This window comes from Enterobacter sp. AN-K1 (assembly GCF_020971765.1).
Lineage (GTDB): Bacteria > Pseudomonadota > Gammaproteobacteria > Enterobacterales > Enterobacteriaceae > Enterobacter > Enterobacter hormaechei_C.
The window spans coordinates 4,080,279-4,095,471 of the sequence record NZ_CP087390.1; the positions used below are offsets into that span (position 1 = coordinate 4,080,279).

Below are 15,193 nucleotides of genomic sequence, written 5' to 3' on the forward strand. Positions count from 1 at the left end.
GCGGCCTGAAAAAAGCCCGGTTGCGCTAACGCTTACCGGGCCTACAAGGGCGAGAATGCAGCGAAACTAAATCACACCCTGTCCGATCATCGCATCGGCTACCTTCACGAACCCGGCGATATTCGCCCCGCGCACGTAGTTAGTTTGCGAGGCCTCGCCGCCGTACTCCACGCAGGCGTGATGAATATCGAGCATGATGTGGTGCAGACGGGCATCCACTTTCTCTGCCTTCCAGCCCATTCTCGCGGCGTTTTGCGCCATTTCCAGACCGGATGTTGCCACGCCGCCAGCGTTCGCCGCCTTGCCTGGCGCAAACAGCACGCCCGCGTCCAGGAACAGGTCGGTCGCTTCAATAGTGGTGGGCATATTTGCCCCTTCCGCTACCGCTTTCACGCCATTGCTAATCAGCGTCCGGGCGGCATCCACGTCCAGTTCGTTTTGCGTCGCGCACGGCAGGGCGATATCCACCGGCACGCCCCACGGCTGTTTACCTTCCAGATAGGTCAGGCCAAATTCACGGGCATAATCCGCTACCCGACCGTCACGGCTGGCTTTGATTTCGCACAGACGCGCCAGTTTTTCTGCCGTAAAGCCAGCTTCATCCACCACGGTACCGCTGGAGTCGGAGGCGGTCACCACGCGCGCGCCAAACGCCATCGCTTTCTCGATAGCGTACTGCGCCACGTTGCCGGAGCCGGAGACCGCCACGCGCATTCCCTCGAAGCTCAGCCCGTGACGCTTAAGCATCGCTTCGGTGAAATAGACCAGACCATAACCCGTCGCTTCCGGGCGAATCAGGCTACCGCCAAACGACAGACCTTTGCCGGTAAAGACGCAGGCGCTGTTGTTGGAGAGCTTTTTCATCATCCCGGCCATAAAGCCCACTTCACGCCCCCCCACGCCGATATCCCCGGCAGGAACGTCGGTGTCCGGCCCAAGGTGGCGATAGAGCTCAGTGACCAGCGCCTGGCAGAAGCGCATCACTTCGCCTTCGCTCTTGCCTTTCGGATCGAAATCACTCCCGCCTTTACCGCCGCCCATCGGCAGGGTAGTGAGCGCATTTTTAAAGGTCTGCTCGAAGCCGAGGAATTTCAGAATCGACAGGTTCACCGAGGGGTGGAAGCGCATCCCGCCCTTAAACGGCCCAATGGCGGAGTTAAACTGCACGCGCCACGCGCGGTTGACCTGCACCTGATTGCGGTCGTCCACCCACGCCACGCGGAACTGGATGACGCGCTCCGGCTCTACCAGACGTTCAAGCAGCGCCATCTGACGGTAACGCGGATTTTCCTCAAGGAAGGGCCACAGGGTGGTCATGACTTCACGAACGGCCTGGGCAAACTCGCTTTGGTGCGGGTCGCGCTGCTGAACATGGGCAAGAAAGCTTTCCAGAGAGCGTGTCTGATCCATAGATATAAGAACCTCTTATAATAATTTATGCGTGTGGCGTAGATGTTTTGTGTCGTTTTTTTGACTATACCACCCGCACCGCTTTGAGAGGCAAGCAGAAATTTATGCCGCAAGGGAAATTAATGACAGGGCGCGCATCATAACCAAAAGCGATGACGAGATAAATTAAAGATCCCGTCCGGATCGACCGTTATAGATATAAACGATGCAAAGGAAATAAAGTCTATGAACCGTTACGCAATGGCCGCGTTATGTTTGATGGTGTCCGCCGGGGCACAGGCTGACCGCATTCGCCCGGATGTCGAGGTCAACGTGCCGCCAGAGGTTTTTAGCGCTGGCGGCCAGCGTGCGCAGCCGTGTAATCAGTGCTGTATCTATCAGGATCAAAACTATTCCGAAGGCGCAGTAGTCAGGGCAGATGGCGTGCTGTTGCAGTGCCAGCGTGATGAACGCACCCTCAGTACAAATCCGCTGGTCTGGCGTCGCGTAAAAGAATAAACGCTTCCAGCAGCGGTATATCCGCCGGGGCTAAAGCATACGTGAACGCGTCTTCTGGCGTGCACCATACCAGCGCCGAGTGATAATGCGCCTTCAGCTGACCGCTAAATTCAGGCACATGCCAGGCGTGGAGGTGAATCAGCCGCTGCGACACCTCCCGCTGGTGGCTTGCCACATACCGCGCGGGCACGGCTTCAATGCCGAGTTCTTCGCGCAGTTCGCGGATCAGCGCTTCCGGCTGGGTCTCACCGGCTTCAACCTTCCCTCCCGCAAATTCCCACATTCCTGGCTGATCGGCATGTTCGGGACGCTGCGCCAGCAAAATCTTGCCCTCTTTTTCGAGGATGGCCGCAACCACATCGAGTGTTTTCAGCATGTTCGTCAATAATTAATAGCGAAAAACGACATATTATCGTGCCCTTCCAAAGAGTCCAGTCATCAGGAGAATCAGGTGAAAGAGACATCCGCCTGGGTTGCGCCCATGGAAACCCTTCCCGTCAGCCTCAGCCCCATCGCCGCCATGCAGAAAAAACACTTCGGCGCGGTGCTGAACCCCACGCGCTGGTGGGGGCGCATGCCGCGTCTTTTCTGGCTGGTGGCGCTGTTTGTCGGCTATCTGGAGCGGCGCAAGGCGCGTTTGACGCCGGTTCTGCGATCGCTACTAATGACGCGGGTCTCGCAGATCTGCCACTGCGCATTTTGTATTGATGCCAACAGCCTGCGTCTGGCCGAGCGGAGCGGGGCGCTGGATAAAGTGCAGGCCGTCAGCGACTGGCAAAATTCCACCCTGTTCAGCGAAGAGGAGCGCGCGGCGCTGGCCTATGCGGAAGCGGTCACCGCCACGCCACCTCAGGTGGATGAAAATATCAAAAGTCTGCTGAAGCGCCACTTTACGGAAGAGACCATCACCGAAATGACGGCTCTGATTGCCTTTCAGAATCTTTCCGCCCGCTTTAACGCCGCGCTGGATATCCCGGCTCAGGGGCTGTGCGCCAAGTTTAAAGGTAAACCGCATGCTGGATAAACATCTGCACCCCCGACTGAAACCCGGGTTAAATCAGCTGGCCGCCACGCTGGATAAACCGTTTATCACGCCTGATGGCTTAACGCTCGCCGGGTTTGCGATTGGCGTGCTGGCGTTACCGTTTCTGGCGCTGGGCTGGTATCCGGCGGCGCTGCTCGCCATTGTGCTGAACCGGCTGCTGGATGGTCTGGACGGCGCGCTGGCGCGTCGCCGTGGCCTGACGGACGCGGGAGGATTTCTTGATATCACCCTCGACTTCCTGTTCTACGCCCTGGTGCCGTTTGGCTTTGCGCTGGCCGCTCCGGCTGATAACGCGATCGCCGCCGCCTGGCTGCTGTTCGCGTTTATGGGGACGGGCAGCAGCTTCCTGGCCTTTGCCGCGCTGGCGGGGAAGCATGATATCGACAATCCCGGCTATGCGCACAAGTCGCTTTATTACATTGGAGGATTAACGGAAGGAACGGAGACCATCGCGCTGTTTGTGCTGTGCTGCCTGTTTCCGGCGCATTTCGCGCTGTTTGCCTGGACATTTGGCGCGTTGTGCTGGCTGACCACCACAACGCGCATCTGGAGCGGTTATATCACGCTGAAATCACTTCCCCGCTAGCGTGCGCTTTCCGGTCCGCGCTCCCCGGTGGAGACCGGGTTCTGCGGATGGCTGCTCCATTCGTACCAGCCGCCGTCGTAGACGGCAACGTTCTGCCAGCCCATCGCGCGGGCGTACATAAAGGCTTCAGACGCGCGCCAGCCGGTACCACAGTAAAACGCAACGTGCTGCTCCGGCAGGATATTCCATGTTTTCCACATGGCGGCAATATCATCGGCGCTGCGCATGGTGCCATCCGGATTGTGGAAATCTTCCATGTGGGTCGCGTCGCTGCCCGCATGGCCCCAGCGCGCACCGGCAATCTCACCTTTTGGCTTGATATAGCTGTAGCCGCTGGTTTCACCGATAAACTCTGGCCAGGAACGAATGCTCACCAGCGAGGCGTCCTGACGGTGCAGCATTCCCCGGGCCTGCTCCATATCCACCATCAGCCGGGGCTGGCTCGGGATCGGCGCGCCAAAATCAGGGGCTGGCTTCACCTTTGCAGGCGTTCCGCGCTCAACGGGCAGGCTGGCGTCGGACCACGCCTTCCAGCCGCCATCCAGAATTCGCACATCCTTCACGCCCGCGTAGAGCATGATCTGCGCCACGCGCGCGGCGGCATACACGTCGCGACCGTACAGAATGACGGTGGTATCGTGACGGATCCCGTGCTTCGCCAGCATCGCTTTCAGCTTTTCGTCAGAGACCTTATTCCACAGCGGTTCGCTTTCCACTTCATTGGTGTCGATATAGCCCGCACCGGGAATGTGGCTCAGGAGATAAAGCTTCGGCGCACCCCAGCCAGCCTCGATCACCTTCCATTCTCCGGCTGGTGCGGCGGTAACGGGTTTGCCCTGCTGCAACTGGCGGATCCACTGCGGATAAACCAGCTGTTCGAAATGTGCCAGACGTTGCAGACGGTCGGATTGTTGCAGGGCATCGCTCAGGGTGGAGACGTGGGTAAAGCCCGCTTTCTCCAGCCGCGCTTTGACGGTCTGGTTGTCATCATCGTTGCCATAGAGCGCGACCGGCATGTCTGGCGTAAGCCGATGTTGTTTTGCCCAGCCGCTGAGCTGTTCATCGCTCATTGCCCCAAGCCAGCTGGCAGAGAGATTAAGCGCGGCGGGTTCATGCCCGGACGTTCCGCTCAGGGTCTGCGGCCAGCCGTTATAGAACGCACTGACGCGCGTATCAATTACCGCGCCGTTTTGCGCCTGGAGCTGGTCCAGCGTGAGGGAGTGGGGCATATCAGCCGCCGTGGAGGAGAGTGAGGCGAGGCCGCAGATCAGGGCCAGCGCGGTCAGTTGAGAAACACGTTTCATCGAAAAACCTGACGTCATTAAAAGAGGGGGGCATTGTCGTCTCTCCTGAAGCCAAAAACATTGCGTTAGCACATTATTGCCAGCGAGAAATCTCAATCACCTCGCCGCCGGGCGGAATATCGTCCTCATCATGCGTGACCAGCACCACCGGGATCCTGCGCTGGCGAGTAACCTCGAATACCCACGCCCGGAATGAGGCGCGCAGCGTTTTATCCAGTCGACTGAACGGCTCGTCGAGCAGCAATGCCTGCGGCTGGGCGAGAAGAGCGCGCAACAGGCTGACCCGGGCGCGCTCGCCGCCGGAAAGGGTCGCCGGATCGCTGGCGTAGTGGTTTGCCAGCCCGGCAGTGTCCAGGGCCTGTTCTACCGCGTTGCGGCGGGCGCGCCCGACGATGTGCGCCGGCAGCGCCAGCATCAGGTTTTGCCCCACGCTGAAGGCGTCAAACAGCAGGGCATCCTGAAACAGAATGCCGATCCCGCGCGTTTCCACGGGGAGCATATCGCAGCGGCGATCGTTCAGCCATATCTCGCCGTGCGCCTTAAAATCAGCGGATAACGCCCCCACCATCCAGGCGAAAAGGGTCGATTTCCCGCTCCCGGAGGGCCCCATCAGCGTGACAATCTCCCCCGCCGGGACGCGGAAGTTGACCTCATGTAAGAGTGGGGCAATGGTGAGATTTTTCACGTTCAGCATTAACGTAATCCTTGTCTGTGACGGCCCACGAGCCGGGAGAGCAGCGCGGCAAGGGCAAATACGCTGCTGGTCAACAGCAACAGACACAGCGCCCGGCTGGCGAGGATCGGAATGCTGCCGCCGCTGCTGAGGGCGACCGCCTCCGTCGTCAGGGTGGTGAAACGTCCCGCTCCCAGCCAGAGGGTCGGCATGTACTGGGCCATGCTCACGGAAAAGCCGGTGGCAAAGGCCAGCAGGGCCGGTCGAATCATCAGGGGGCATTTCACCAACCAGAAAATTTTCGCCTGTCGCCAGCCCAGCGTTCTGGCGGTGAGGATAAGCCGGGGATCGAGCCTGCGCCAGGCCGGTTGCAGCACCAGGAGCATCCACGGGAGAACCCAGAGCATATGGCTCCAGAGCACCGCAGCGTACTGGCCGTCGATGCCCAGCCACAGCGCCACGGCATATTGCCCGGACACGAGGGGCAGCGCCGGGAGGGCGAGCGGCAGCCAGACCCACACCGCGGCGCGCTGGGGTCCCCACTCAAGCCAGAGCATGAGGATGGCCAGCGCTGTCAGGCTGGACAGCAGTCCCAGTGAAAGGCTGTCGCTGACGGGGCCGATGTCGTCCCGGCGTGCCAGCATCAGCAGAACCAGCGCACAGAGCACGCCGCACAGCGGCAGTAACCCGCCCAGCGTCCGTGCGGGCAGCGCAGTATGCGAAGCGCGACGAACTCCGGAGGGGTCACGCTGGGCGCGCCGCCATGCCGTCCAGAAGCCGTATCCCACCGCGGCAAGCGCCGCCAGCAGCAGGAGCAACACCAGACACAGCAGCGTTCCCTTTGTTTGCTGTTGTGCATCGCCCTGGGCGAGCCACTGCCAGGCCAGTACCGCCAGCGTAGGCGGGTTGCCTGGCCCGAGCACGATCGCCGCATCCACCACGGAAAGCGACCAGGCCAGCACCGCCAGCATGACTGCGCCCAGCGCGGGGGCGATTGCCGGGAGGACGAGCCAGTTGAGCGCCTGCATTCGTCCGTAGCCGAAGGTATGCAGGACGATTTTCTGCTGTGCGAGACGCTTTTCAGGCAGCGCGGCGTAGATTGCCCACAGAACGAACGCGCTCTCTTTGACCGCAAGCGTCAGGCCAAGCCCGATACCGTAGCGGTCAAGCTGCGGCGAACAGACCGTACAGATCCGGTAAAACTGGCCGCCTTCCGCAAACAGCAGCAGCGCGCTGGTGGAGAAGGCGACGTGCGGCACGGCTAACAGCCACGGCAGACGGGTGCTCAGGCGCTGCCAGCCTTCACCCGGCCAGAGAAGCGCAAGCAGGGTCAGGGCGATAAACAGTGAGCCCAGCGTCGCGATAAGCGTGGAAACCAGCGTGGCGGCCAGCGCCTGCGGCAGCTGCGGGTCGGCAAACAGCGTCGCCCAGTTGCCGGGAGAAAACGCCGGGGCCAGCAGCATGCCGCTGGCGGGAAGCAGTGGCAGATAGATGACCGCCATTGCCGCCCAGACCAGCCCGCTTAGCGGGTTCCGTAGCGGCGAAGCCATTCCTGCTCCAGGGCGTTAACCCAGGCGGCGTGAGGTTCGGGAAGTACATCAGGCGTGCCTGAGGGGGTAAAGGCGCGAAGCTGTTTTGCCGCTTTCGCAGGCAGTTTTTCGCCATCCAGCACGCTCGGGTCACCCCAGACGGCAGGATTAGCTTTGCGGATCTGCGCCTGCGGTGACAGCAGGAAATTCGCCACCACCTTCGCGCCTGCGCTCGCGCTGGCGTTTGCCGGGATAGCGACAAAATGGACGTTGCCGATCATGCCTTTGAGAAAGCCGAAACTGTAGCTGTCGGCAGGCGGTTCACCGCTCGCCACCTTTTGCATCGCATGGGCGGGGTTAAAGGTGAGCGACAGGTTCAGGCTGCCGCTGGCCAGCAGCGTATCCATGCGCGCAGGCGACGGAGGAAAATCGTTCCCTTCGCGCCACAGCAGGGGGTGCAGCGTATCAAGGTAATCCCACAGCGGCGCGGTGACCTGCGCAAAGGTTCTGTCTGGCGCGTTTTTTAACGCCTCCGGATGAGCGGTCAGCGCCAGCAGTAGCTGCTCAAGAAACGCCGTGCCGGTAAAATCCGGCGGTCGCGGATAGCTCACCTTGCCAGGGTGCTGTCGGGCGTATACCAGCAGCGCGTGGGGATCTGCCGGTGGTGTCGGCGTACTCGCTTTACGGGCGATAAAGGTCAATTGCGCGCCGCCCCACGGGGATTCTGCCCCATCGGTCGGGATGGCAAAATCTTCCGTTACCGGTTTACGGGTATCGACGTGGCGCCAGTTGGGCAGGGTTTGCGCCCAGCCGGTGAGCAGCAGGTTTGCCGCTTTCAGGTTGCGGAAGTTTTCCCCGTTTACCCAGAGCAGATCCACCGACCCGTTACTGCTGCGTCCTGCGGCCTGTTCCGTCTGGATCCGCTTCACCGCGTCGGCGGCATCGGCCAGATGAACGATCTTCAGGTTGATGGCGTAGTGCGTTTTCATCTCGCCGCTTACCCAGTCGAGGTAGCGGTTAACGGCCTCGTCACCGCCCCAGGCGTTAAACCAGACGGTCTGCCCGGTGGCCTGTTGCTGAATGGATTGCCAGCTCTCTGCGGCGAAGGCAGAGGTTGCCAGCAGCAGATTCGTCAGAAACGCGCAAAAACGCACCCGGCGCATAATGCCTCACTTTTTAATCGAAGGGATGTAACGGGAAAACAGCCAGCGAGTGACCAGCGGTAATAACCCTAATAGTGTAAAGGCGAACAGCAGTCCCGGCGACAGAATATCGCGCAGCGAGGTGAGTTTCCCCAGCTCGCGTCCGGCGTTCAGATAAATGACGGTGGCAGGTAGCATTGCAAGCTGGCTGACCCACCAGTAGTGACGCACCCTGAGACGGGTTAGCCCCATCAGCAAATTAACCAGAAAGAACGGGAACAACGGCATCAGGCGCAGGGCAAAAAGGTAGCGTGCGCCGTCGCGATCCATCCCCGCATCTATCGTGCTCATCTGTGCGGCAAAGCGCCGTTGCACCCAGTCGCGCAGCAGATAACGGCTAACGAGCATGGCAAGCGTGGCGCCGAGCGTCGAGGCAAATGACACCAACAGCGTCGCCTCCCACAGGCTGAAAAGCGCCCCGCCGAGCAGCGTCAGAAGCGCGGCTCCGGGGATCGACAGCGCGGAGAGCAGAACGTAAACCGCAAAATAGATCAGCGCGCTCTGAAGAGGCGCCTGCTCCACACGATCGAGCAACGTTTGCTGGTGCATTTTTAGCGTGTCGAGGGAGAGCATGCCTGGAGGAAGCAAAACAACGGTCAAAACAAATGCGCCCAGAAGGGCGCACAGGAGACTGATTTTTTTAATATTCACTGAAGGTTACAGCTTGAACGTTGCCCATACCGGCGCATGGTCGGACGGTTTTTCCATGCTGCGGATATCATAGTCGATACCGGTTTCGATGCAGCGTTCGGCCAGGGGGGCGCTCGCCAGCAGCAGATCAATGCGCAGGCCCCGGTTGTCATCGAAGCCTTTAGAGCGATAGTCAAACCACGAGAAGCGATCCTGCGTCGCCGGGTTAGCCGTGCGGAAAGTATCCACCAGCCCCCAACCCAGCAGGCGCTCCATCCACTCGCGCTCCTCCGGCAGGAAAGAGCATTTGCCGGTGCGCAGCCAGCGCTTACGGTTCTCTTCGCCAATACCGATATCCAGATCCGTCGGGCTGATATTCATGTCGCCCATGATCAGCACCGGGTTTTCTTTTTTGAGTTCGGTTGTCAGGTAGTTTTGCAGATCCTGATAAAACTTCGCTTTGGCCGGGAATTTGGTTTCATGATCGCGGCTTTCACCCTGCGGGAAATAGCCGTTGATGACGGTCACATTGCCGAGCGCGGAAGGAATTTCCGCCATGATGATGCGGCGTTGCGCCTCTTCATCGTCACCCGGGAAGCCACGACGCACCGACACCGGCGTATCTTTGGTCAGCAGCGCAACGCCGTAGTGGCCTTTCTGACCGTGGTAAAAAACGTTATAGCCCAGCTTCGCTACCTCTTCGAGCGGGAACATATCGTCGTGAACTTTTGTCTCCTGCAAGCCGATCACATCTGGCCGATGTTGCTCAACAATCGCTTCAAGCTGGTGAGGGCGGGCACGCAGGCCGTTGATATTAAAAGAGACAAATTTCATAGTCGCTGCCAATGCAAGGTGAATAGTGCAAGGATGGTAGCAGAATTTACGTCGTCTGTTATCCGCTTCGCCCAATTACTGCGACAGATAATGCCGACGGTGCAATATTTGCACCATTTCGGCGCGTTTTGCCCTCGAACAGGGCATAAAGGACCGATAAATTTCGCGAGCGATCACAATTCCAGAATTATATTTGGCCTCTGCATACTCTTTCTTGTTTTCATGCGGCAAAGCGCCGCTTGTCGTAAAAATATTCACTATTTATGCATTAACAGTGAATAACTCCATATTGTAACTCATTGATATTCTGTTACCCCAACCCGTTTATGCATTTTTATCGCTGGCTGGCACGAACGCTGCAATCTACATTCACAGTGCAAACACTCAATTATTTAACATTTAAACAACCTTTTATTTACCGGGTGAGGTCGCTATGTCTCTGTCAGTTACGCGTGAAAATTTCGATGAATGGATGATGCCGGTATACGCTCCGGCGGCTTTTATTCCGGTACGTGGGGAAGGCTCTCGCCTGTGGGATCAGCAGGGCAAAGAGTATATCGACTTTGCGGGTGGGATTGCGGTGAATGCGCTGGGGCATGCAAACCCAGCGCTGCGGCAGGCGCTGAATGACCAGGCGGCGAAATTCTGGCATACCGGCAACGGTTATACCAACGAACCGGCATTGCGTCTGGCGAAGAAGCTGATCGACGCCACTTTCGCAGAAAAAGTCTTTTTCTGTAACTCCGGCGCGGAAGCGAACGAAGCGGCGCTGAAGCTGGCGCGCAAATATGCGCACGATAAATTCGGCGCGCACAAGAGCGGCATCGTAGCCTTTAAAAATGCCTTCCATGGCCGCACGCTGTTTACCGTCAGCGCGGGTGGTCAGCCCTCATATTCTCAGGATTTTGCGCCGCTGCCGCCGGATATCCGGCATGTGGCGTATAACGATTTACACTCTGCCAGCGAGCTGATTGACGACACCACCTGTGCGGTGATTGTCGAGCCCATGCAGGGGGAAGGCGGCGTCATGCCCGCCCAGAAAGCGTTCCTGCAAGGGCTGCGCGAGCTGTGCGATCGGCATAACGCGGTCCTGATTTTTGACGAAGTCCAGACCGGCGTGGGCCGCACGGGTGAGCTGTACGCCTACATGCACTATGGCGTGACCCCGGATGTGCTCTCAACAGCCAAAGCGCTCGGCGGCGGTTTCCCGGTGGGGGCGATGCTGACCACCGATAAATTCGCCAGCGTGATGACCGTGGGCACCCATGGCACCACATACGGCGGCAACCCGCTGGCAACCGCTGTCGCCGGACAGGTGCTGGATATCATCAACACCCCTGAGGTGCTGAACGGCGTGAAGCAGCGTCACCAGTGGTTTGTTGAGCGCCTTACTGCCATCAATAACCAGACCGGCTTGTTCAAAGAGATCCGCGGTCTGGGGCTGTTAATAGGCTGTGAACTTGCCCCTGAGTTTGCCGGCAAAGCGAAGCTGATTTCACAGGAAGCGGCAAAGCAGGGCGTAATGGTGCTGATTGCCGGTGCTAACGTGGTGCGGTTTGCCCCTGCGCTGATCGTCAGCGAGGAAGAGGTCAGAACTGGCTTAGATCGTTTTGCGCTGGCCTGCGAACAGGTGAAGTCCGGGGTGTCATCATGATGGTCATCCGTCCCGTTGCGCACGGCGATCTCGCCGGGCTTATGCAGCTTGCCGGTAAGACAGGGGGCGGGCTAACCTCGCTGCCTGCCGATGAAAAAACGCTGTCGGCGCGCATTGAGCGCGCCCTGCAAACCTGGCAGGGGACGTTGCCAAAAAGCGAACAGGGCTATGTGTTCGTGCTGGAAGATACCGACACGGGAACCGTGGCGGGGATTTGCGCCATCGAGGTGGCCGTCGGGCTTAACGATCCGTGGTACAACTACCGCGTCGGCACGATGGTCCACGCCTCGAAAGAGCTGAACGTTTACAACGCGCTGCCGACGCTCTTCCTCTGTAATGACCATACCGGCGCCAGCGAACTCTGCACCCTGTTTCTCGATCCGGACTGGCGCAAAGAGGGCAACGGTTATCTGCTCTCCAAATCGCGCTTTATGTTTATGGCCGCCTTTCGCGACCGCTTCAACGAAAAAGTGGTCGCGGAGATGCGCGGCGTGATTGATGAGACGGGCTACTCGCCGTTCTGGGAGAGTCTGGGCGAACGCTTCTTCTCCATGGAATTTAGCCGGGCGGATTACCTGTGCGGTACCGGTCAGAAGGCGTTTATCGCCGAGCTGATGCCGAAGCATCCTATTTATACCCATTTCTTAACCCCTGAAGCGCAGGCGGTGATCGGCGAAGTTCACCCGCAAACCGCCCCGGCCCGCGCAGTGCTGGAGAAAGAGGGATTTCGCTACCGTAACTACGTCGACATCTTCGACGGCGGCCCGACGCTGGAATGCGACATTGACCGCGTTCGCGCCATCCGTAAAAGCCGCCTGGTTGAGGTTTCAGAAGGCCAGCCCGCGCCGGGCGAGTGGCCAGCCTGCCTGGTCTCTAACGAGAATTACACCAACTTCCGCGCCATGCTGGTGCGAACCAACCCATCATGCGAGCGTCTGGTACTGACGGCTGCGCAACTGGATGCCCTGAAATGTAACGCTGGCGACACGGTTCGCCTGGTGCGACTCTGCCCTGAGGAGAAAACAGCATGACTCTATGGATTAACGGTGACTGGGTAACGGGCGAAGGTGACGCGCGGACAAAAACTAACCCGGTCGGCCAGGAGGTGCTCTGGTCGGGGAACGACGCCAGCGCCGGGCAGGTTGAGCAGGCCTGCCAGGCTGCACGGCGCGCGTTTCCAGCATGGGCGAAACGGCCATTCTCCGAGCGCCAGGCGCTGGTTGAGAAATTTGCTGCGCTGCTGGAGGCCAATAAAGCCGAGCTGACCCGCATCATTGCCTGCGAAACCAGCAAGCCGCGCTGGGAGGCAACAACCGAAGTCACGGCGATGATCAACAAAATTGCGATATCGGTGAAGGCGTACCATACCCGCACCGGCGAGCAGCATACCGAGATGCCAGACGGCGCCGCCACGCTGCGCCACCGTCCGCACGGGGTGCTGGCGGTGTTTGGCCCGTATAACTTCCCCGGACATCTGCCGAACGGGCACATTGTGCCTGCGCTGCTGGCGGGGAATACCGTCATCTTCAAGCCGAGTGAGTTAACCCCCTTAACCGGAGAAGCAGTCATAAAACTCTGGGAGCAGGCGGGGCTGCCGCCGGGGGTGGTGAATCTGGTGCAGGGCGGGCGTGAAACAGGTCAGGCGCTGAGTGCGCTGAGCGACATTGACGGTCTGCTGTTCACCGGCAGTGCCGGAACGGGCTATCAGCTGCATCGCCAGCTGGCGGGGCAGCCGGAAAAAATTCTGGCGCTGGAGATGGGCGGCAACAACCCGCTGATTGTGGAAGATCCGGATGATATCGATGCCGCGGTCCATCTGACCATTCAGTCGGCGTTCATTACCGCCGGACAGCGCTGTACCTGCGCCCGCCGCCTGCTGGTTAAACGCGGCGCGCAGGGGGATGCGTTCCTGAAGCGTCTGGTGGAGGTGAGCGCGCGTCTGGTTCCCGCGAAATGGGATGCCGAGCCGCAGCCGTTTATCGGCGGGCTGATCTCCGCGCAGGCGGCGCTGAACGTGCTGAAAGCGTGGCAGGAGCACGTGGCGCACGGGGCGAAAACCCTGCTGGAGCCGAAGCTGGTTCAGCCGGGCACGTCGCTGCTGACGCCGGGGATTATTGAGATGAGTGCGACGAACAACGTGCCGGATGAAGAGGTCTTTGGCCCGCTGCTGTGCGTCTGGCGCTATGACGATTTTGAGTCGGCGATCGAGATGGCCAACAACACCCGCTACGGCCTGTCGAGCGGCCTGATATCGCCGCATCGCGAGAAATTCGAACAGCTGCTGCTGGAAGCGCGCGCCGGGATCGTAAACTGGAACAAACCGCTGACCGGTGCGGCGAGCACCGCGCCGTTTGGTGGCGTAGGGGCGTCGGGCAACCATCGCGCCAGCGCCTGGTATGCCGCCGATTACTGCGCGTGGCCGATGGCAAGCCTGGAAACCCCGGCGCTGACGCTGCCGGAGACGCTGAATCCGGGGCTGGATTTTACAGAGGGTGACGCCCATGAAAGCGCGTGAGGTTAACTTTGACGGCCTCGTGGGGTTGACGCACCACTATGCCGGGCTGTCGTTCGGTAATGAAGCCTCGACGAAGCACCGTTTCCAGGTCTCGAACCCGAAGCTGGCGGCGAAGCAGGGTCTGTTGAAAATGAAGGCGCTGTCCGATGCCGGTTTCCCGCAGGCGGTGATCCCGCCTCAGGAGCGACCAAACGTGGCCGTGCTGCGCCAGCTGGGGTTCAGCGGTACGGATGAACAGGTGGTGGAAAAAGCAGGCACGCAGACGCCACACCTGCTTTCGGCGGCCAGTTCAGCCTCCTCGATGTGGGTGGCGAATGCCGCCACCGTTGCGCCGTCGGCGGATACGCTGGACGGCAAAGTGCATCTGACCGTTGCTAACCTGAACAACAAATTCCACCGCGCCAGCGAAGCGGAGACCACCGGGCGCGTGCTGCGCGCCATTTTTAATCATGAAGCGCATTTCGAGGTACATTCGGCGCTGCCGCAGGTCGCGATGTTTGGCGATGAAGGGGCGGCAAACCACAACCGTCTGGGCGGCGACTATGGCGAGCCGGGTTTGCAGCTGTTTATCTATGGACGGGAAGAGGGCGGCCACGCCGCGCCGGTTCGTTATCCGGCGAGACAAACTTTAGCCGCAAGCCAGGCGGTTGCGCGGCTGAACCAGGTTAATCCTTCTCAGGTGATTTTTGCCCAGCAAAATCCGCAGGTGATCGACCAGGGCGTGTTTCATAACGACGTCATTGCCGTTTCCAACCGTCAGGTGCTGTTCTGCCACGAGCAGGCGTTTGCCCATCAGGAAAAGTTGCTGGCCACGCTGCGCGAACGCGTGCCGGGATTTATGCCGATTCAGGTGCCCACGCAGGCGGTAAGCGTGCAGGATGCGGTCGAAACGTATCTGTTCAACAGCCAGCTGCTGAGCCGGGATGATGGCAGCATGATGCTGGTGCTGCCGCAGGAGTCCCGCAACCATCAGGGCGTCTGGCGCTATCTGAGCGAACTGGTGCAGGCGGATAACCCGATTGATGAACTGCGCGTGTTTGATCTGCGGGAAAGTATGGCCAACGGCGGGGGACCGGCGTGCCTGCGACTGCGCGTGGTGTTAACGCCGGAGGAGATGCAGGCCGTGAATCCGGCGGTGATGATGAACGACACGCTGTTCAATACCCTCAATGACTGGGTGGACCGCTATTATCGCGACCGTCTGGTTCAGGCCGATCTGGTTGATCCGCAGCTGCTGCGCGAAGGCCGCGAGGCGCTGGATGCATTATCGACAATCCTGCAACTGGGATCGGTTTATCCGTTCCAGCGCTAAG

At 59.8% G+C, this 15,193-nt stretch carries 15 protein-coding genes; 7 read left to right on the plus strand and 8 right to left on the minus strand.

The annotated features are described in order from the left end of the window. Positions 1-66: 66 nt before the first annotated feature. Positions 67-1,410 carry an NADP-specific glutamate dehydrogenase gene (gene gdhA / locus LOC22_RS19355; RefSeq protein ID WP_015570765.1) on the minus strand — a complete coding sequence of 448 codons (1,344 nt, stop codon included), beginning with the start codon at positions 1,408-1,410 and terminating at the stop codon, positions 67-69. 225 nt (positions 1,411-1,635) lie between these two features. On the opposite strand from gdhA, the gene LOC22_RS19360 reads away from it, so the two are divergent. Beyond that, a complete protein-coding gene (locus tag LOC22_RS19360) occupies positions 1,636-1,908 on the plus strand; it encodes a YnjH family protein (protein ID WP_003857857.1) in 273 nt (90 codons plus the stop codon). On the opposite strand, the gene LOC22_RS19365 is transcribed toward LOC22_RS19360, so the two are convergent. After that, entirely contained in the window at positions 1,868-2,284 is a 417-nt protein-coding gene (locus LOC22_RS19365; protein ID WP_017384679.1) for a pyrimidine (deoxy)nucleoside triphosphate diphosphatase, read from the minus strand. The two genes, LOC22_RS19360 and LOC22_RS19365, sit on opposite strands and share 41 nt — an antisense overlap. Before the next feature lie 75 nt (positions 2,285-2,359). Here LOC22_RS19365 and LOC22_RS19370 point away from each other — a divergent pair, with 75 nt between their 5' ends. Beyond that, the gene (locus tag LOC22_RS19370; RefSeq protein WP_023303511.1) at positions 2,360-2,932 is read left to right on the plus strand and encodes a carboxymuconolactone decarboxylase family protein; all 573 of its coding nucleotides are present in this window, start codon (positions 2,360-2,362) and stop codon (positions 2,930-2,932) included. Then, complete coding sequence (locus LOC22_RS19375) at positions 2,922-3,539, plus strand: CDP-alcohol phosphatidyltransferase family protein (RefSeq protein ID WP_230239131.1); 618 nt, start codon at positions 2,922-2,924, stop codon at positions 3,537-3,539. Before LOC22_RS19370 ends, LOC22_RS19375 begins: the two co-directional genes overlap by 11 nt. On the opposite strand, the gene LOC22_RS19380 is transcribed toward LOC22_RS19375, so the two are convergent. The 6 genes from LOC22_RS19380 to xthA all read right to left on the minus strand — a co-directional run bounded on the left by LOC22_RS19380 (position 3,536) and on the right by xthA (position 9,711). Then, positions 3,536-4,843 carry a sulfurtransferase gene (locus tag LOC22_RS19380; RefSeq protein WP_023303512.1) on the minus strand — a complete coding sequence of 436 codons (1,308 nt, stop codon included), beginning with the start codon at positions 4,841-4,843 and terminating at the stop codon, positions 3,536-3,538. The two genes, LOC22_RS19375 and LOC22_RS19380, sit on opposite strands and share 4 nt — an antisense overlap. Before the next feature lie 73 nt (positions 4,844-4,916). Then, the gene (locus LOC22_RS19385) at positions 4,917-5,537 is read right to left on the minus strand and encodes an ATP-binding cassette domain-containing protein (RefSeq protein WP_126291201.1); all 621 of its coding nucleotides are present in this window, start codon (positions 5,535-5,537) and stop codon (positions 4,917-4,919) included. Continuing rightward, on the minus strand, positions 5,537-7,066 hold the full coding sequence (locus tag LOC22_RS19390; protein WP_230239132.1) for an ABC transporter permease subunit: 1,530 nt from the start codon (positions 7,064-7,066) through the stop codon (positions 5,537-5,539). The genes LOC22_RS19385 and LOC22_RS19390 overlap by 1 nt, the downstream gene beginning before the upstream one ends. After that, on the minus strand, positions 7,039-8,208 hold the full coding sequence (locus LOC22_RS19395; RefSeq protein WP_413464783.1) for an ABC transporter substrate-binding protein: 1,170 nt from the start codon (positions 8,206-8,208) through the stop codon (positions 7,039-7,041). Before LOC22_RS19395 ends, LOC22_RS19390 begins: the two co-directional genes overlap by 28 nt. Before the next feature lie 6 nt (positions 8,209-8,214). Then, positions 8,215-8,898, minus strand: a complete 684-nt coding sequence (locus tag LOC22_RS19400; RefSeq protein WP_032670970.1) for a TVP38/TMEM64 family protein — start codon at positions 8,896-8,898, stop codon at positions 8,215-8,217. Between the two features lie 6 nt (positions 8,899-8,904). After that, complete coding sequence (gene xthA / locus LOC22_RS19405; RefSeq protein ID WP_230239133.1) at positions 8,905-9,711, minus strand: exodeoxyribonuclease III; 807 nt, start codon at positions 9,709-9,711, stop codon at positions 8,905-8,907. A 433-nt stretch (positions 9,712-10,144) separates the two neighbouring features. Between xthA and LOC22_RS19410 the strand changes: the two genes are divergently transcribed. From LOC22_RS19410 to astB, 4 genes are read left to right on the plus strand one after another with little or no spacing between them, the layout of a single operon-like run. Further along, the gene (locus tag LOC22_RS19410; protein ID WP_230239134.1) at positions 10,145-11,365 is read left to right on the plus strand and encodes an aspartate aminotransferase family protein; all 1,221 of its coding nucleotides are present in this window, start codon (positions 10,145-10,147) and stop codon (positions 11,363-11,365) included. Next, positions 11,362-12,396 (plus strand): arginine N-succinyltransferase, encoded by a 1,035-nt coding sequence (gene astA / locus LOC22_RS19415; RefSeq protein ID WP_022650887.1) that lies wholly within the window; start codon positions 11,362-11,364, stop codon positions 12,394-12,396. Before LOC22_RS19410 ends, astA begins: the two co-directional genes overlap by 4 nt. Then, positions 12,393-13,880: a succinylglutamate-semialdehyde dehydrogenase gene (gene astD / locus LOC22_RS19420; protein WP_230239135.1), complete on the plus strand. Its 1,488-nt coding sequence runs from the start codon at positions 12,393-12,395 to the stop codon at positions 13,878-13,880. The genes astA and astD overlap by 4 nt, the downstream gene beginning before the upstream one ends. Then, on the plus strand, positions 13,867-15,192 hold the full coding sequence (astB, locus tag LOC22_RS19425) for an N-succinylarginine dihydrolase (RefSeq protein WP_023303517.1): 1,326 nt from the start codon (positions 13,867-13,869) through the stop codon (positions 15,190-15,192). The genes astD and astB overlap by 14 nt, the downstream gene beginning before the upstream one ends. Position 15,193: the final 1 nt, after the last annotated feature.